The organism is Mesorhizobium sp. B2-7-3, assembly GCF_006440715.1.
Taxonomy (GTDB): domain Bacteria; phylum Pseudomonadota; class Alphaproteobacteria; order Rhizobiales; family Rhizobiaceae; genus Mesorhizobium; species Mesorhizobium australicum.
Genome location: NZ_VFTY01000008.1, coordinates 1 through 18,966, shown reverse-complemented (window position 1 = coordinate 18,966; position 18,966 = coordinate 1). Strand labels below are relative to the sequence as shown.

The window sequence follows — 18,966 nt, the reverse complement described above, 5'->3', positions numbered from 1 at the left end:
CAGCCCAGCACTACTACTGGCAGCCGCCTTGCGCCCATCTGGCCAGCGCGACCTTGAATCGGGTACCCAGCGGATGCTGCAGGCGAAGGACCGAGACGTCGTTGGCAGCGAAATTCTTCGCCTGCTCGCAAAGCCGGGCCTCGTTCCACTCATGGCAGCTGTCGCAGTGCTTGCCTTCCCACACCGACTTGTCGAGACCTTCGACCGGACTGAAACGCGGTTCGCCCTTGATCAATTGGGCGATGCTCTTGCCGTCGATCACCGGATCCCCGAACGTGACCGGGCGATCGAAAAAGATTGGCCCGTCAGTGGCAAGCTTCGGGATCTTCGCTCGAAGAACATCGAGCGCAAGCTGGTCGTCAGTCTGGGCTGACGAGCCGCCGGTGTTGCGCGTCCCGGAGCTGGCTTCATCAGGCGAGGTGCTCGCTTCACCCACGATCAGCGGCGCGTTGAGATCGACCTTGTGCAGGACAACCTCGGTGGTCAGGGAGACATTGGTCCAGGGGCGCTGCTTACCGCCTGTCGCCCTGAAGACGTCGCTGGTTACCCTGTTCATCGCTTCGGTAATGGAGACATTGGATTCGCCAATGTGCTGAAGCAACGCCGTCGTGAAGGGCGAGTGGGCGCCGGACCCATCATAGGCGAGCTGGTTGGGACTGGCAGCGAACGCAATGAGCGTTCCGGCACCGCCGTTCTCAATCCCAATTTCCGCAAGCCCGCTGCTTGCACCTTTGATGCCCGCGGTCTTGGCCAGCACATCGACCAAAGGATTGTCCCGGCAAGCGTCCAGAAATACCAGCCTGATGCTGGTCTCGCGAGACATCTGACGCAAAATAAAATCGACCGACACGGCCTCAAAGTCGAGCGAGGTTTCGTCCTCGAGTGCGGCATCCACCGGAAGCAGGTAGTTCTTGCCGGAGACCTGCAAGCCATGTCCGGCATAGAAGAACAGGGCGACATCGGCGCCGCGCACCTGCTTGGCGAACTGGGCGACCGTCGCCTGCGTCTGCTGCTTGGTGAGGTCGAAACCGGAGACGACCTCGAAACCAAGGTTCTGCAGGCGCTCGACCATGGCCTGCGCGTCGCGCGCGGGATTGGCGAGCGGCGCGGCGTGCTGATATTGCGAGTTGCCCAGCACCAGCGCGACACGACGCTCGGCAGTGGCGGCGGTCAAGGTGAAAAGCAAGACCATCGCGGCAAGGCCAGTGCCGCGAAACAAGCCTGCGCAAAACGCCAAGGGACGGGAGCCCACCCTGACCTCAGTTCGCGAGCTTCGTGGCGGAGAATTCGATGCGCCGATTGAGCGCCTTGTTCTTTGCCGTATCGTTGGCGGCAACCGGCCGCTCCTCGCCATAGCCGGTGGCACTGATCTGGCGGCGCTGCACGCCATCGGCGACCAGCGCATCGGCAACCGCCCTGGCGCGCCTTTCGGAGAGCGCCTTGTTCGCCTCTGGCGAACCGTCCGAGTCCGTATAGCCGGCGACCTCAACATTCAGGGTCGGGCATTTGCCGACGACACCCTCGACCTCGGCGAGCAATGGACGGCTCTTGGCATCGAGTCGGGCGCTGGCTGCACGGAAGTAGATGGCTCCGGTGCGCGACAAAACGGCAAACCGGTTGAGGCACTCCTCGTCGCTGAAATTGGCTTTCGCGGCGTCGGTGGCCACGGGACCGACTTCGGCGGCGTTGGCCGCGACTGTCTGCACAGCACCCGGCTTGCTGCCCTCGGCAACAAAGACGAAGTCGAAGGACACTGACGCAGTGGGCACTATGTTCGTCACATTGGCGGCCTGCTGCAGCTTGTCAACGTTCGGCAGCAGGCCGAAGTCCTCCACGTGCACCGCAACGGGAGCCTCGGAAGCAACCGAGACCTGAGTATCACTGATCATGGTGACGACGACGCTCGCCTCCAGATCCTTGTCGACGCCATGCAGGCTGAGCCGGAAGGGCAAGCTTGCCTTGATGCGGCGCTTGGCTGGCAAGTCGGCAAAGGCCGCCGGGTCCACCTTTGCCGTCAGCTCGGCCGTCGGATACTTGAACGTTTCGAAGAACAGGAAGCGCATGCGCACATTGCGGAGGTCGACGCCGGTGTCGACGGAATTGAGATCGAAGCTGACCTTGGCATCACCGGCGGAAGTCAGCGTGCCGGCGATATTCCTGATCTTGTTGGTTTCGACGATCGTGTTCTTCTTGACCGACTGATAGGTAAGCACCGAAGCGTCCGGATCGAGCGTCCAGTTCGGCGCGGCACTCGCCGATTCCGGTCCGAGGAACATAAATCCAAGTATTGCCAGGACGATAAGGCCAGGACGCTGCGCTTTTGCTCGCGCCCGCCAGAGTGCAACGACTTCGAACATGGAACGCCCCCGCAGGCACCGATCTCGCTAACGGCACAGGGCAACCATAGAGCACTTGTCCCTGCTTGGCGAGAAGTTCCAGCGCTTGCGAAACCTACGATTGCCCTCACTTTGTGGTGCGCTCTGGTGGCGCTATCCCCAGCCACCGCCACCCCCGCCGCTACCGCCGCCCAAGGGCGCAATGACAGGCGCGGTTTCCTTCTTGACCGGTGTGGGCAGTTTCTTGGCGGTCACATTTTTGTGCTTCACCACCTTTGGCGCGGTCATCGTGCGAACCGACTTCGCACGATGTTTCGTCGTCGTCGGCTCGACCGGGGGTGCAACGGTGGTGCACCCTACTACCGTAAGGGACAGAACCGTTGCGACGATTACCTGCTTCAATGACCAGCCCACCTGTTGCCTCCATGTTTTCAGAACAAGTCCCGGCGCGGGTTGGCTTGATCCCAGACCGCTCTGGCCGTCTTGATCAGTTGATCGTCCAACGAACCGTTGGCCGAAAGCTTCGACTTCAGGTCCCCACGCATCCGCTTTAAGGCTGCCGACTTAGCCTTGGCGCCAAACTTCGCCAGCGTATTCCTGGCATCGGGAATCTCATTGCGAAGATCGAGCGCGGCCGCGAAGGCAAGATAGCGCACCGCCATGACCTGGTCCGCTTTTTCGCCCCTTTGCATCTCCAGAGCTGCGCGATCATACGCAGCCGACTGATCGCCGCGCTCCGTCGCCAGCTCGAACAATCTTTGCGCTTCTGCAAGATCCTGCTGCACGCCGACACCGTCCCTGTACATGCGCGCAAGGCTGCCGGGAGCGTAGGGCTGGCCGAGATCCATCGATTTCTGAAAAAGCGAGAGCGCTGTCTTGGGGTCTTTCTCGACCCCCGTGCCAGCGAGATAATTGCGGCCGAGCAGGTTCATCGAGTACATGTCCTGCCGCTCGACGCCAGCCTTGAGGAAAGCCACGGCGCGAGCTGCATCGGCAGGCACACCATTACGGCCTTCGGTGAAGATGGCGGCGAGATCGTTCATGGCATAAGTGTGCCCCATCGCCGCCGCCTTGAGCAGCAGATCCAACCCTTTGGCGGTGTCACGTTCGATGCCGTATCCGTTGAACAAGGCGCGACCCCACGAGGTCATCCCATAGGGATCGCCCTTGTCGGACGCTTCAGCATAGAAGTCATTGGCCTGCTTGCGATTGACGGGCATTCCCGTTCCCGTCGCGTTGAGGTAGCCCAGCTCGAACACTGCGCGCACATGCCCCTTGTCGGCAGCATCCTGGATCACCTTCTTGGCTTCATCGACCTTACCAACCGCAAGCAATGCCCGGCCGAGCTGGTAGTGGAATCGAGCAACATCGGGATAGGCTTTCACCGCCGCCCGGCAGACGTCCACGGCGTTGCTGCTGATCTCATTCGGCAACAAACCGGGGACGACGCCCTGCAGGTCAAGTGGCTCACCGGCCTCCCTGTCGCAGGGGTCGACGCTTGGCGAGAGCTTCATCGTCGCCGGCTTCGAAGACGTGTTGTCGGCCCTGATCTCGAAGCCGACGATCAGTGGCTGGACGGCGCCGATCTGGGGTTCGTAGCGTAAGTGATCGACTTCATCGGCCATCAGGCTCGAATCCGGCGACAAGGTCCGATCCGGCAGCGACAGCGTTCCCGTTGCCGGATAGCCCGCAAGTTTCAGGCTGACCGCCGGATCCGCGGTTGGGAAATCCATTTGCAACGGAACCGGGCCGACGCCAACTGGAACATGGACTTCACGATTCTCGATCGCTTCGGCGGCGCCGGCAATGTGAATGCCGCGTTCCACCGCTTGCTGCTTCTGCTCGGACTCCAGCGAGGCTATAAGTTGCTTGCCCTCGGCACCCTCACCATTCTTGACCCGGAACACCAGGATGCCCTGGGATTCGCCACCCCAATTGTCGCGCGTTGAATAGGCCAGCATGTCGACTTGTTCCTGGGCACCCACACCTTTGGGCACGTCCATTCGCAATCGCGGGAGATCCTTGCCGGCAATCGGCTCCCCCGCCGCAACCGGCTTGCCGTCCAGAATCAGATGCCCCAGCGACGGCTGCCTGTCGATGCTGACGGTGACCGCACCGCCATCGACGTCGACGGGCTCCGGCAATTCGAGCGCGACAGGCCCGACGCCGGACGGTACGACCTTTTCCAAGACCGGCGGCAGTGCAGGCCGGTTGGCGCGACGCATGAGGACGACCTCGTCGATCAGCGATGAGTTTTCCCAAGGCACCTGCTTACCGGCCGTAGCCTCGACCACATCCCTGCGAACGGCCGCCATGACCGAGCGTATCTCCTGGTTCGGCGCCAGCGCGCGACGGGAGAAGGCGGAGGAGAAGGGGCTGAGGTCACCATTTCCGTCATAAGCGACGGCGCCGGGCTCGGTGGCGAAGGCTATAAGCGTGTTCAGCGAGCTTTTCACCTGCGCAAGGCCGGTGTTGCCAGCAACGATCAGCTGGTCTCGCAACCAATAGTCCTTGCGCGGAAACGGATTGTTGCGGCAGGCGTCGAGGATGATCACCTGGATCTTCGATTTCGTCCGCAACTGCTGCAGCACATCGTCGAGCTTGACGGCCTGGACCTCAATGTCGGCCGCGTTCTTGAGCGATGCATCGACCGGGATTAGGAAATTTTCTCCGCCGATCTGAAAGCCGTGGCCGGAATAATACACGATCGCCAGGTCGGCACCGTCCGCCGCTGCGAGGTAGTTGCGGAACTGCTTTTCGAATTCGATCTTGGTGAGATCCTTGGCGACGAACACATCGAACCCGGCCAGCCGAAAGGTGTTCGACACGTCCTCGGCATCCTTGTCCGGGTTCTTGAGGGCCGGAATCTCGCGGTACTCGGAATTGCCGATGACAAGGGCCACCCTACGATCGGCACAAGCTTGGAATGCCGTGAAGCTCGCGAGCATCAGGGCCGCAATGAACGCAAAACATCGCAGCATGGCGCATCCTTAACTGCTCATGACCTGGAGGGCACAAGACACAGCTTGCGACTACCTGGTCTGTTAAAGACTTCACAATCTGCCCAAAACGGCAAGGTCGCACCCGCGATGGATGGCAGGTGCTGTTCCCACAACTCCTAAAATAACCCAGTGGCGTGGGTACCGCAATAAGCCGGGAGAATGCGAACGAGGGCGTGATCGGACCCTGCAGAGTTAGTTGCTGTCGCCCAGTTGGCTATGTCGACAATGGGCGGGCCTGAGTGACATTGTCTCGACTCGGCCCGTTGTTTGGCGTCCGGTGCCCTCCAGGCTTCTGGTGCTTCGTGTGTCCGTTCCGCACCTGCGCGGCCGCGACAATCCTGACTTTCCGCCGATGATCAAGCACACCGTGGCGAGCATCCGCGACAGCTCGGGTCCGACGACCCGATCATCTGAAATCGCCCAAGCGATCTGGCGGCCCGCCGACGATCCCTCTGCACCGCTGCGCATCGCAGCCGGTGCTGATTCGGTGGCCTGGATGGCACAGGCGGGCTGGAGCCTCCGGGATGTTTCACGAGATCAGCCGCCTCCTGAGGTCAGCGTGTCCGTAAGGACGACGCAAAGAGGTCGTCGTAAGGTCGTAAGTTCACTTATAGCCGCAGGATCGGCGGCCAAGACGACGCGCTCGGGCTGCCAAGTGGCAGGAGACTCAACGCGCCTGCTCTTGCGGAGAGAACTTTTCCGGCACCCCGTGCCTGATTACGAGATGCGCAAGAGCTCGCGCAGGCGGACCGGCAGTCGAGGCGAGGCTTGCAGTTCGACACAGCTCGCCTCCCATAGCTTCAGATAGTCGGCGATCGGGACACCAGTGCGGCCGGGCCAACGGTTGAGCGCGCCCAGCGCCTCGACACAGTCCGGCGCCCGGTCGTATTCGGCGAGGATGGTCACCGACATCGCCTGAGCGAATGGATTGAGGCCAGGTATTTCGATCTCGCCGCGATGGCCGGCGAACCACGCGGCGGCGTCGCCGGTGAGCCCCTGGCTGTCGGCGAGAGCGGTATAGCCTCGAATGACGTTCTGGCGATACTCGGCGATGGCATCGCCGAAAGCGCTGTCGCCGGCAAAGGGTGGGTTCTCCTTCCAGCTTCTCGCCAAGCGCTCCAGGCCACGCAACGAAAAGGCCTCCACCATTGCTTCCTCAAGCCACTGGCAAGGCGGTGCCGGCTTGGCATCGGCCTGCCAGCTGTTGGCCGCGACATGGCCGAGCTCATGGCCGAACTGGTAGGCGAGCTTCGACCAGTCGCGCTCGCCAATATCCACAATGATCCACGCCATGCTGGGGCCGTCGGGATGCAGCCACACGGCCGGCGAGCCGGACGTATGTTCATCGACGCGCAGCCGCGTCGGCTGGCGGTCGGACAGCAGGCGGACGCCATCCAGGCAGGCGTGCCGCATGCGCTCAACGACCTGTTCGGCCGAGCGTGGCAGCATGTGACCCCAATTGCCGGCGAGTTCGATGGGGGCGGTGAGGAGGGAGACAGGAAGCGTGGTAGGTGGGACCATAGCTGCGTAGCTCTCCGCGGCGGCGTGTCGATCCGTCAACCTGGGGAGAATCACCTTTCCGGCCGCTAACCCTCCCAAGAGTGTAACGAAATCTCGTCGTCGCACTTTGATTCCCAATGTTCGACCGGCCCGATCTAAACTAGCATGCTGCCCACCAAGGACAAAGGCTCGGGGAGCGGATAGGAATCAGGAGTGGGCGAGGCCATCTTTTCGCAAACATACAGTGGAGATGATCTTTCACGTTGGCAGGTGGCGCACGAGATGTCCATTCGCCTTGAAGAAGGAGCTCTTATTGTCTCGGATACCGCCCGGCACGGCTGGCATCTTTTACGTGTATATGATCCAGGTGTTCTCTTTAGAATTGTAAAACTGAAAGTCCAGATCAAGTTCTGCATTGATTCTACCACCAATTTCTACATCCACCACTATGGCTCTTTAGATATTGCAGAGATCTCTGCCGACGGCGCAGTAATCAACAATGGCATCAGCAAAAAGATTTCGGTCGCGAAATTATCTGATGGCTCGTTCGATGTTGAGGTAACGTTTCTGAGTTGCCATCCCACACTCTCAATTGGCTGCTCCAACAACCGACAGGCCATGTACACTGGCAGTGGGAGCGAGCAGTTTGTCCTCATGAGCGTGCTGGTTGAGGCGTTTGACGCAGAAACCGAATTGTCCCGTACACCAGCAGAGGAGCGAATCACGCTGGTGGACGTCGGCGGTCAAGGGGGGCTGCAACTCAAGTGGATGCTGAAGGCTGAACAGATCACGCCGGTGGTCTTCGAACCCATAGCATCGGAGGCGGCACTAGTCAGGCAAACCCTTAGCCGCATCCCCGGGGGCCGAGTCGTAGAAAAGGCGCTGGCGCACGCGGCAGGCGTTCAGAAACTTCATATTGCTGCGGCGTCGGGGTGTTCATCGTTGAGGGAGCCAAATTTCGAGGTCTTGCAGCACTATTCGATTGGACCGATCTTCCGAACCATCGATACGCAAGAGGTTGAATGTGTTCGATACGACGAGCTATTCCGGATGCAGGAGGCTCCCTCTCCGGACGTGATAAAAATTGATGTGCAAGGGTTCGAGTACGAAGTTCTAGTCGGCTTTGGACACCTCCTCGAGTCCTGCCTGGCCATCGAACTGGAGACGCATTTCGTGCCGATATATCGAGGGCAGAAGCTAATCGGTGACATTGTAGACATGTTGGGGGATTTCGGCTTCGCACTACGGCAGGTGAGGCAGGTACCGAATTTCGATGGTGATGCGGTCGAGTTTGATACGTTATTCACGAAGAGGCGAGACCGGGTCAGCAAGCTCTCAGAGCCGGCCAGACATAAATTCCAAGTGATCACTGATGTATTGGGCACTCTCCCCTACACTTAGTCGAGCCGGGCCATATGCAAGTTCGTGCGGAGCGAAGCGCCTTTCTCAAAGGCGATCCCCTCGACGCACGAATTAACCAGATCGTTGATCTGCAGCGCTCGGTGCCGCGTCATGTGCCGCTCTCTTGCAAGCCTCATTCCAGCCTTTCGGATTGTATCCACGGCAGACCGGTTTCGCTCATCAGTTATCCATTCTATTTTCTCCAATAAGTCTTCCTTATCAACAAAAATGCATGTTTGATAATCTACAAAACCCAAAGCGTTCATTTCCTTTTCGATCAGGCGGTCTGTCAATAGCAGTGAGCCAACGGAGGCTATTTCGAAATTTTTGAGATGGACGTAGCGATAGCTGTGACCATCACAGAAACAACACAGGTATTTAGACAACTCATCATAGTATTTAGTTTTTACAAAGGCATTGCTATTCTCATTATATTTGTTCCAATATCCTGGGTGCCCTAACACATCGATCCTGCTGTCGTTTAAGCTAGCTGCATATTGCCTCAGGGGCCGATCCCACGCGATGCTTCCGGACACCAGAATTTTGGGGAGAGGATCCTCATTGAAGGAGATTCGATCATGGTCCTTGCAGCCCTCAAGAGATGACGAATATGGCACCCATACAACAGAACCATGATCGAAGTGATTCCTAAATTCGTAAGCGTAAGGGCTGATTATTGTATCCGCCGAGGAAATAAGGTAATTCAACAGTTCATCATAGCCTGAATCATAGCTTACGAGATCGTCAACTTTAAGAAGTTTGTAGGCAGAAATGCGGTCCAGCGGGATAGGGACTTTTCCCTGATAGGCCACTAAGAGCGCGGAATAAGAGTTCAAATGCTTCAAGGTTTCTTCGTCGGAAAAATTTGTCGAACTGGAGTCGATTATATCAAAGTCATAGAGCTCGTTCAAAAGACCGATCAAGTAGCCGTGCTCGTCAGCTAGGTACGATGAAAGCCAGTCCATGTCGCATATTACGGCTTTGTGCAGAGCATGATTACCTTTTTCTTCACCCATGTGTCGGTGTGCCTTTCGCTTTCCAGCACTCGATGACTGCGCTGATTCAATCAGTTCAACCCACTCCGCAATTGTATATTCCCAATCGAATTTTCGCGCGGCCAGCTGTATCGATCTGCATTTCTCTACATACGCCGACGGATTATCCCGATAGAAGCGTAGGGTCGCCGCTGTGAACTCTTTGAACTTCTGGGGCTCGACCGGAGCAAGGATCCCTCCCCCCTGGGCGGCCTTGATTGGGAAGTGCCCTACCGGCGTACCGATTACGAGCCTCCCAGCCGCCGCTCCTTCCAGGACCGACAAGGGACCGGACTCGTTGATGGAACTCATCACGACAGCATCGACGCTTTGATAGAAGTTGGGCATATCGTGAAATGAAATTTGGTGGGATGTCGAACCGGGGACCTTGAAGACCAGTCCGGCATCCAGCGCCGCCATCTTCGCCAGTCTGCCACGTTTCCACTCGACGCCATAAGCCATAGCGGACATCGTTGATGCGTAACCAACGGTGGTCAGGCGCTCTGAGACTGCAGTATAAAATTCGTCGTAGTTGACGCCTAAGGACGCAACCATTGGCGGTCTTAGAACGCCCCGCATCACCGAAGCGCAGTAAACATATTCGCTGACCACCCCATAATTAGCGAATTTTTCAAAAATATTTATTCCTTTTTGCTCAATCAGTAATCGAATGTCGAATTCATGATGAGATAGAGCTATTATTTTTTCGTAAGGAACACGATAAACGTCCACCAACCTAGAAACACCGTCGAGGGCCGATATGACCATGTCATAGTAGGGAATAATACTCTGAATATATTCAATATGGTTAATACTGCAATCAAGCATATCGCAAATATACCCAACATTGTGCAAATGCTTACAAATATCATAATATATACGGCCATGCGAGCAATTAGCATGTCCGTAAATTAAAATCTTCCTGGAATGAGGCCGCCTATTTGAGTTCATCCGTATTACCGGATGAATGACATAACCCTCGATCGCTCTCCTATCGAGGGTGGGGTCACGGAGGCTCAAAGCGAGTCCTCCAGAACTCTCAGTGCACCAGTTCTCCGATGCGATGAATAGCTCCCACGTGCTGCATACAAGAGCGCTGAGCTTCATCTGACCGTCAGGTATGGCCGACAAGAATAAGCCCGCCGACTTGAGCGCCAGCAAACCACGCTCTAGCGGAATCAGTTCAAATACCGTGGGATCGACGGCCTGGCTTTCGCTCTGCGACTGCGAGATGGAAAAACACGTGCCAGAATAGCAGGAGATCGGTTCGGCCGAACCATCGACGGCATGGATCAGCCGACCGTGCGCGCTTGCGCCCACCGGACGGTCGCCCCGCTCAAAAAATGCGTTCGGCGGACTACTCTCCAGGGGGCCGTGTCGCAACTCACCCGTAAAGGGCTCGACATAAATGACGGTGCCGAACGCCGTGAACAACCGCGCGGGCTCAAAGGACAGACTGCTCATGCTCCTGCCCGCAAGTCATTTCGTATAACCAAAAAATCCGAGTTGTCCTCTAGCACTGTTTGGCCGTATCAAGTCCGAGCGTATTTAGCTCCGCGCCAGCGCCGGGTCCGTGACATTGAAGCGCCAGCATGCGTTCGCACTTGGTTCAGCCGAAAACACCAGCGATCATCGTTACCTGGATAGCAGCCGCTAGGGCTCGCCGGTTCAATCTCGTCCGCACGCGCTAAAAAGCGGATATCAGCGTCGTCGCCCTCTTCCTCGCGCGACACTTCCATCAGAGCCATGTAGCTGCTACTTGTCAGATTGAAAAGATCCTGCACCTTGAGCCCCATTAATGTCATTGCGATCCTTGGCAGGGGGCTGTACGGCCCTTGCCGGCCACCATTTTAGGCGCGGACGGGTTTGGCTGACTCTATCAACTCCACCCATTCATCGATCATGTAGTCCCAATCAAACATTTTGGCGGCTTCCCGTATAGAATGACACTTATCCACGTATGCCTGGGGATTGGCTTTGTAGTATAATAATGCGTTGATGGTGAATAGCTTGAATCGCCCTGCATCAATCGGCGCGATAATGCCACCTCCCTGATATGCGCGGAGCGGAAAGTGGCCAACTGGAGTGCCAATGACGAGGCGGCCAGCAGCTGCCGCTTCCAGCACCGGGAGCCCAGCGGCCTCGATCATTGATGTCATCAGAATCGAATCCACAGTGCTGTAGTATGCCGGCATATCGTGGAAGGACACTGGCTTCTCGTGACTACCCGCTGGCCGAAAATCAAGGCCAGCACCCTCAGCGCACTCGATGGCCAATTCCCCCCTCTTTTTCTCAATGCCTTCTTTAGTTTTATGCGACATTGACGAAGCATAGCCGACAGTTCTGAGGCTGCCCGGTATAGCAGTATCAAACTCTGTGAAATTAATTCCCAACGATGTCACCAACGGTACCCGTGGCACTCCCAAAATCGCCGACTCAGACACCATACTGTAACTTACAACACCAAAATTGGCCAGCTGATCGAAAATTCCGATGCCCTTTTTATGTATAAGAAGATCAAAATCATAATATACACCATGAGATATACCAATTATTCTGTCAGGTTCCACAAGATAGTTATCGATCAGAAATGGTATGCCGTCCAGACCGGATATTATAAAGTCGTAGTACCCAAGCATATCTATTATTTGATTGCGGGTGTACGAGATGCGCCAATTCAGGATGTCCGATATGTACCCGTTCTCGTGCAACCGCTTGCATAAGTCGTAGTATACGCGACCATTTGACCATTCCGTATTAGCAAAGAAAAATACCTTCTTCGCTCTCGGGGCTCGATTGGAGCGGACCCTAAACATTGGATCGATTATAGCTCGACGGATGGCCCCCCAGTCAATTTGCGCGTCTAACTCAGGCGCCGCATCGGAAGCGAACGCAGTGCACCAGTCTTCTGAGGATAAGAAGCACTCCCACAAGCTGCACTTCAGTCTCGAAAGGTTGACTTGGCCATTTGGTTCGGCGCAGAGATAGTAGTGCTCGGATCGGAGGCTCAGGAGCCCTCTCTCCAAGGTGATGATACGGAGCGACGGTGAATCGCCATCTCGGTCTATCGCTAGGCGCCCAGATTGACCAGGTCTAAACTCTATCGGAAGGAGCTCGGACCCGTTATCGTGCATGATGCGGCATTGCCAGGCGGGTCGATCCGCAACCAAAACCACATTCGCTGGCACGCTATTAGGTGCACCATGCCGGAGCTCACCTGATGACGGCTCAACGTATAGCACCGTACCAAAAATCGTAAACAGACGAGCTCTTCTCTCTTTATCCATCTAGGCATCTGGCGAATTAATAGGACGGTTCGACAAAGTCAGACATTCTCCCAAATTTTCACAGCGGAATTTCAGAGGAGGCCATCACAGACTCGAGAAATCGTGCTTCACTTTTACTCATTATATCCTCGGATACCGCATAGACATCTTCGCCATCGTTCATGTGAAGGCAGAAGTATTTTTGTTGTTGCAAGAGCGTTTCAGTGTGTTCACGGTCAGCCATCTCAAGATGCCTAGTCTCGTAGATTATCAATTTGGGACGAAACATATCGAAAGGAAAGCTTCGAACTACGGTGCCGTCATACCCCTCGGCATCAACCATCAGAAAATCTACATCGGCCACGTTCAAATCTGTTAAGATACCACGCAACGTCCTCGTCTTTATCAACATCTCATCAATAAGGCATTCAAGATCCGGGATTGATGAGGAGTGACTCAGAAGTAAAGTTTTATTGAAGGAAGACAGGCCATTATACCATGAGACTGGAGGGTTGCTCAATGGTTTTACGGCATAGAAAGGTTGAAAGCCACCGTCATCACTGCCATGTACGGCAACGTTAAGTGTGATTATATCCGGAATGGCCTCGTATGTCCTTTTTAGAGACTCGAATATGAAAGGGACAGGTTCAATCAATATCCCCTTCCAATGATGTTGCTTGATAGGCTCGCTCAACGCGGTCCCATCATTCGCTCCGACTTGCACGAGCGTGACCGGTCTTCGACTAATTCGAGAGAACAGATCGCTGCGTATTCGCCTCGTCAAGTCACCCAGCTGGTCTTGCCGTTTGCGCTGAACAAAAAAGCTAAGATTGCTTTTGAGGCGTTGGTTGGCTCGGTCGAGGTCGAGCGCTTTCTGTCCCCACTCCACGGCTCGATCCATCGAATTGAGTTTCCATGCTGCAATCGCGCCAAGGTCGAACAGCCGAAAGCCCCAGCAATTCGTGTCGTCCAGATAGCTACCGGTTCGGTGTGACTTCTCGATCCCATTGGTCGCGGCCCAGAACAGGTTCAGCCAGTCGGCCTTAGCATGGAACTCCTCTGCGAGGTCGAGCCAGATTTCTCGTCGGTGCGGCGCTTCCATCCGGGCTTTGTCCAGCCAGGACAATCTCCCCTCCGGCTGCATGCGCGCGATGTAACGCATAGCCTCGGAGCGTTCTTCTCGCCAGGTGCTTGTCGGCAATGCAAGGTAGCGCTCAAGCAGTTGGACGGCCCGCTCTTCTTGGTTAGCCCACATCAGATCCCGCCCGAGCCAGAAACAGATTTGAGCGTCGTCGGAGTCTTCCTTGTGTGCTACCTCCATCAGCGGCAGGTAACTGTTTCTTGTTGGCTTGGCGAGATCCTGCACCTCAAACATGACGATATCGCTGCTGTTCGCCGAGACTTCCTTTTCTCCCGTAAAGACCAGCGCCTCGTGGACCGGTCGCTTGAACCGATAGCCCCAGCGATGATGAAAATTCTTCGCCGGCCAGCTTCGCAAAGGTGTTGGGTCATCCACTCTCGATCTGTAGATCGTCTGGCAAAAAAGGGCTGTCGTCTCGATGGTCCAGGCCGCTTCGAGCTTCGCCCGCCAGCCTGGCTCGAGATACCGGTCCATGTCCATGGTACAGCAAACATCGACGTCGGCCGGGATCAGGGCCATTGCCGCGTTGCGGGCGTCGTCAAAGCGCCACGGGCGCACCGCTATGCTGTGCACGGTGACGCCCGCAGCGATTAGCCGTTCCACCGTACCATCAGTGCTGCCGGTGTCGGCCACAATGCGATAATCCGCCTCGACAGCAGAATTGGCCCAGCGCTCGGCGTTTGCAGCTTCGTTCAAGGCGATGGTGTAGACGGCGACTTTCAATGAATCCCCCTCACTCAAGATGCCGTGATACATGGTGCCTGACGGACATGCCCGGCACCCCCTTGCGGATGGCCACCAGCCCACCGAGCAATTTTGCCCGATTCAACTCATAATGGCTGTCGAAAAACAGGATTTCGGCGAATGCATCGGCAAGAGCGCTCACCCCCAGCGGATCGACAGAGCGCGCGCTACCATGCTGCTGGATTTCTCGCATCAGGTTCTTGGTTGGAGTGATCTTGTCGGCATCCTCGCCCGGCGGCTGCCAGTCGAGATCCTCGATAAAATACCAGCCGCCCTCGGCAAGCAGAGGGAAAAACTCGCGCAACGTGAGCTGCTCATCGAACGAGGCGTGGCTGCCGTCATCGACGATCACGTCGAGCGATCCCGGTTCGAGCTTCGCGGTGACGCGACGCAGATCCTCCAGCTTGGACTGGTCGCAGACGAACGATTCGAACCTGTCTTTGTTGAACCTCGAATGATCCGTTAGGTCGACGCCGATCACCCGGCAGAATGGAAAATAGCTCTTCCACAAGTCGACCGAAGGCGTTTCGGCCAGGGTGCTTTGCGCCTGATTGATTGACTGGCCAATCTCCAAGAGGAAACGCATGGCCAACCTCCGGCCCGAAAGCAGGCGATCGTAGATGCGAGCATAAGCGTGTCGGTTCCCTGTATGCCGGTTCCTGTCGGTGTTGAAGCGATCGGCGAGATTGGTGAGCGTGGGGAAGCTGTCGAGCGGATTGATCAACTGCGAGATCAGTGGCGCTCCTGCGTCGCCCGGCCGCGCATCGTTGCGTGCCGTCCACAGGTGAATGCCGAACACACGGTCATCGTTCAAATAGTCGGCCAATTCCGCTATCGGCTTGTCGAACCGGTCGATCTCTGTCCAGTCGATCGCGTTGAAGAACATCGGGCTGAACACCCATTCCCGCAGTTCGGCGCCTGCGTCGGACGCAATGTAATCAGACAGAAGCTTGGGGCCGATGTCTCCAAATTCCTTGCCGTGTGAGGCGTGAAAGCGCTCCATCGACAACTCGTACAGCTGCCTGAGATGACGGCTGTACGGCCTTGCATAGATGACGTTGCCGCAAATAAAATGACCTTTGTGCGATCCGCGCCATTGCAGATTGAAGAAATGCTCGCCGCGAAAGGGGAACGGCCGCAGCAGGATGACGTCGGAATCCATCCACAGCCCGCCATGCTCGTAGAGCAGGGCGTAACGGAAGATATCGCTAAAATACCTGATCTCCGAGCCGGCGACGATCCTCTCGAACAAGGGCTGCGGCATGACGTCGTCAGCATTGCGGATTTCGACCCCATGTGGGACCAGGAACGCAAGCTTCTCCGGTGCGTAGCTCCACACCCGCACCGGATGGCCCACTGCCCGCATTGAGGTCATGGCGGCAACGAGGGTACGATGCTCGGCCTTGTCGGACATCACCTGGTAGAAGCAGTTGATTTGCGGAAGCGCTGTGTCGTCGCTGCCAAGAAAGCGCGACATCCGCGCGTCGAACTGGCGCGATCGTGTCCGCCGCTCCAGCGGAGAATCAACATCGCGCAGAAAGAGCGCGAGCTCATCAAAGGTTTTGTCTGTCGACTTCGTGCCGGCCGGCCCTAGATCCTTGTCCCTTGGCAGCGCCTGGCCTACATCAGTTATGGTTTTGTCGTCGGTGTGGTCAGGCTTGATGCCCACTTCAGCTGGCGGACCGCCATATACTGAACAATCTGCTTGAGCCCGCGAGGCGGCAGAAGACAGCGTCAGCCTCGACGCTGTGACAGCCCCACCCGATGGCAGGTCATCCATGTTCTTCAGAAGCCATCTCACCTCGGCCTCGTCGACAGTCGCGATCCAGGACTCGCTGTCGGTTATGCTGTAGGAAATCAACAGATGCCTTCCATCCGGGTGCCACGCCAGCCCCGCAGCGAATTCAACGCCTTTTTTGTCGAAGAAGAACGGAAGGCTTACTTTTCGCAACGTGTCAACTTCGTCGAACCAGACGAACCGATGCAGACAGTAACGTCGCCTCCCCTCAGCCGGCGACTGCACTTCATGAACCAATGCGAGCCAACCACCCGCGAAGGCGATCAGCTGGGTCCCGCCCCTGAACCGTTGGGCAGCAATGGCCGGGGGAGTCTCGCTGATGGTCGCGGCATGCTCGTCCACGATCCGCGTGGGGTCACAGAGGTAAATGAAGTGCAGCGTCTCTGCCTCTGCCCCCACCGTGCCTGGCTTGACTTGCGGCATCCAGTTCTTCTCGTGCAGCCGAGGTCCTGCCGGATGCAGCATGCGCCAGTCGGTCAGCCGGGAGCCACTCTCGTCGATGCGCGCTATGACCTGCTCGCACCAACCCTCCTCCGTCAATTCGCGCACGCAAGAGATGCCCCACAACTCATTGCGCCAAGCGAATAGGCGCATGTCTTCAAATCCGAGAACACGGTCGTTAGCGGGTTCCGGCATATCAACCGGCGGCAAAATCTCGCTTGCGGACTGGATGGCGAGTTCATCATTCAATCGGAGCAGGAAATTGCGCGTGTGAACCGGAACTCCGCCCGGCGTGTCGTATTGCAGGTTGTCTTCGGCCAGGGTGTAGTTAACCGTCCGCTGCAAGAGCACGATCTGGTCGCCCAATCGAGCCACTGACGGGTTTGACGGTCGATAGCCATCGGGCGCCGTGAAGCCCACCGGACGCGCGCTGAAGGACGGCATCATCGTCTTGGCGGGCTGCACATAGAAGAACAGGTTGGACCACGCCAGTTCCCTAGGGCCGTCGCCAATGGTCCGGCTCAGCGCCAGCCAGTTGCAAACCGCGAAGCCGCGGTCCTTGCGCACAGGATCGCGCGAATAGTTCGCGGCGATCGCAAACTCTTCCAGCAGGCCTGTCGTGTAGACGTAGTCCTCCAGAAACAGGATGTCCTGCTCGGGCCGCTTGATCGCCAGCCCCGCTTCGGAAAACAGCACACTGGCATCGTTCATTCCCTTGTCGCGGTAGAACCTGGCCAGGTCATAGAGCGGCTCAGCACGTTGCGGCCGTTGATTGAAGGCGGCAAGCGCCTGCTCAACGAAGCCTGGCTCGTCGCCGAGCTTGCGCAAGCAGCGGGCCCCCTGCAGGCGTGCGTTCCACGCTTCCTCGTCCCAGCCGCCCATCGCGGCGCGTTTGGCGTAGGCCACCGCAGCCTCAGCCGTCCGCCCGGCGTCGCGATAGGATTGCGCCAGATAGAACCAATAGCGCTGATTTTCCGGATCCCTATCAAGAGCTTCGAGCAACAGCCTCGCGTCGCGCTCGAACTTGTCGACCCGGTTCGATCCGCTGGCGTGGTCCTTGTACCAGGCACTGCGCAGTTCCAGCACACCGTCGGGCACGTCGAGATATTCATGGGTCACCCCGTGGTAGCGCGCGCCGGCGTCTCGCCTGACCAGGCGGGTGTTCCAATAGGTCAGGCCGGAATCCGATCGCTGCAGCAGCCGGTAGCCCGGACTGACGAGTTGTTCTCGGAAGCCTACATTCTCGACCACCAGTTCCATGTCGGCGTCGTCAAATAGCAAATAGTCGTAAGCGAGTGCCGAGGCGTAGGCGTGATCAAGTGCTGCGTTACGCGCCTGCTCGAAATTCAGGAAGGGAAACTCATGCAGCTCGCCCGGCAGGTTGCGGGCAGCGAAGTAGGATTTGATGAAATCCTGGGTCCCATCGGTCGAGCCGGTATCGCCGATGACCCAGCAGTCGATGTGGTCGACCACCGCTGCGAAGCAGCGCTGAAGGTTCGCCATCTCGTTCTTAACGATCATGTTGAGGCAGAGGCGCTTGTGGCTTGTCATCTGTGTATCGTCGGCTCCGTGCGGCGGTCCGTCACGCCACCCCTCGATTAGTTCACCGCCATTTGCCAGGTGTCGTCAAGATCGAGAAACGTTGATCCGAGGTTCTAAGTGGCATCCCGCCAGAGGAGTGCCACGCTTGACGTTGCTCACATTTGCGACATGGCAAGGGCTGGACAGGAGACGTTAAGGGCAGGGTTCTGAAGAACAATTTTCAGCAACTGCGTTAAAGAATGGCCCGCACCCGCTCCCTGATCAAATATCCGTTCGCTTATAGTTTACAAATCCCTAATTTTCTGTTTACTAATGTACAGCCTTGAGGGCACTCGCGCAGTTCGCGGGTGGGTTGGCGTTCTTGAGAGGGTTTAGGAGTTCTGGAGTAGCTAGGCCACTTCGCGGCTGAAGCAGGTGCGTTCGCAAAGCGTGCGCTGCCGCGTATACGTTTGTCCTTCTGCTGGAGGCGGACGGGTTCCCGTTCCGGAGATCCCTCTCGAGTTTTCGCCGAGACATCGGCGTGAACATGACGGGAGTGAAGTCGTGAGTCGGGTAAAATCGCGTGCGCATCGCAGGAAATGTGATGCCTTAGCTTCGCCACCCCTCGACCATTCGCATTCGCGGCTGGACATCGGAACCGATTTAGAGATCGGTTGTCGGGCTGCCGCTTGCCAGACGAACAATCGAAAACCAGCGCGGGGCGCCATTGGACACGTAGCGCACAAAGGCGCCCGGCGTCTGCCCCCCACCCACCCACTACA

General features: G+C 57.3%; 9 protein-coding genes. 1 reads left to right on the top strand and 8 read right to left on the bottom strand.

The window, feature by feature from the left end; translation table 11 throughout:
- Window positions 1-13: 13 nt before the first annotated feature.
- From FJW04_RS18715 to FJW04_RS18695, 4 genes are all read right to left on the bottom strand, one after another.
- Window positions 14-1,192 (bottom strand): caspase domain-containing protein, encoded by a 1,179-nt coding sequence (locus FJW04_RS18715; RefSeq protein ID WP_181173000.1) that lies wholly within the window; start codon window positions 1,190-1,192, stop codon window positions 14-16.
- A gap of 67 nt (window positions 1,193-1,259) precedes the next feature.
- Window positions 1,260-2,357 (bottom strand): OmpA family protein, encoded by a 1,098-nt coding sequence (locus FJW04_RS18710; RefSeq protein WP_140715953.1) that lies wholly within the window; start codon window positions 2,355-2,357, stop codon window positions 1,260-1,262.
- Window positions 2,358-2,767: 410 nt separating this feature from the next.
- Entirely contained in the window at window positions 2,768-5,239 is a 2,472-nt protein-coding gene (locus tag FJW04_RS18700) for a caspase family protein (protein ID WP_246673898.1), read from the bottom strand.
- A gap of 816 nt (window positions 5,240-6,055) precedes the next feature.
- The gene (locus FJW04_RS18695) at window positions 6,056-6,859 is read right to left on the bottom strand and encodes a hypothetical protein (RefSeq protein WP_246673897.1); all 804 of its coding nucleotides are present in this window, start codon (window positions 6,857-6,859) and stop codon (window positions 6,056-6,058) included.
- A gap of 192 nt (window positions 6,860-7,051) precedes the next feature.
- On the opposite strand from FJW04_RS18695, the gene FJW04_RS18690 reads away from it, so the two are divergent.
- Complete coding sequence (locus FJW04_RS18690; RefSeq protein WP_140715943.1) at window positions 7,052-8,239, top strand: FkbM family methyltransferase; 1,188 nt, start codon at window positions 7,052-7,054, stop codon at window positions 8,237-8,239.
- Here FJW04_RS18690 and FJW04_RS18685 read toward each other — a convergent pair.
- The 4 genes from FJW04_RS18685 to FJW04_RS18670 form a co-directional block, all read right to left on the bottom strand.
- Entirely contained in the window at window positions 8,236-10,737 is a 2,502-nt protein-coding gene (locus tag FJW04_RS18685; protein WP_140715940.1) for a glycosyltransferase, read from the bottom strand. The genes FJW04_RS18690 and FJW04_RS18685 overlap by 4 nt on opposite strands.
- A gap of 386 nt (window positions 10,738-11,123) precedes the next feature.
- Window positions 11,124-11,912: a glycosyltransferase gene (locus FJW04_RS18680; protein WP_140715937.1), complete on the bottom strand. Its 789-nt coding sequence runs from the start codon at window positions 11,910-11,912 to the stop codon at window positions 11,124-11,126.
- A 706-nt stretch (window positions 11,913-12,618) separates the two neighbouring features.
- Entirely contained in the window at window positions 12,619-14,403 is a 1,785-nt protein-coding gene (locus FJW04_RS18675) for an FkbM family methyltransferase (protein WP_181172984.1), read from the bottom strand.
- 10 nt (window positions 14,404-14,413) lie between these two features.
- Window positions 14,414-18,214, bottom strand: a complete 3,801-nt coding sequence (locus tag FJW04_RS18670; RefSeq protein WP_140715931.1) for a glycosyltransferase — start codon at window positions 18,212-18,214, stop codon at window positions 14,414-14,416.
- Window positions 18,215-18,966 lie beyond the last annotated feature (752 nt).

Coding starts and splice junctions, on each gene's coding strand:
- FJW04_RS18715 (WP_181173000.1), bottom strand. CDS start 1,192: ATGGTCTTGCTTTTCACCTTGACCGCCGCCACTGCCGAGCGTCGTGTC.
- FJW04_RS18710 (WP_140715953.1), bottom strand. CDS start 2,357: ATGTTCGAAGTCGTTGCACTCTGGCGGGCGCGAGCAAAAGCGCAGCGT.
- FJW04_RS18695 (WP_246673897.1), bottom strand. CDS start 6,859: ATGGTCCCACCTACCACGCTTCCTGTCTCCCTCCTCACCGCCCCCATC.
- FJW04_RS18685 (WP_140715940.1), bottom strand. CDS start 10,737: ATGAGCAGTCTGTCCTTTGAGCCCGCGCGGTTGTTCACGGCGTTCGGC.
- FJW04_RS18680 (WP_140715937.1), bottom strand. CDS start 11,912: ATGCTTGGGTACTACGACTTTATAATATCCGGTCTGGACGGCATACCA.
- FJW04_RS18670 (WP_140715931.1), bottom strand. CDS start 18,214: ATGACAAGCCACAAGCGCCTCTGCCTCAACATGATCGTTAAGAACGAG.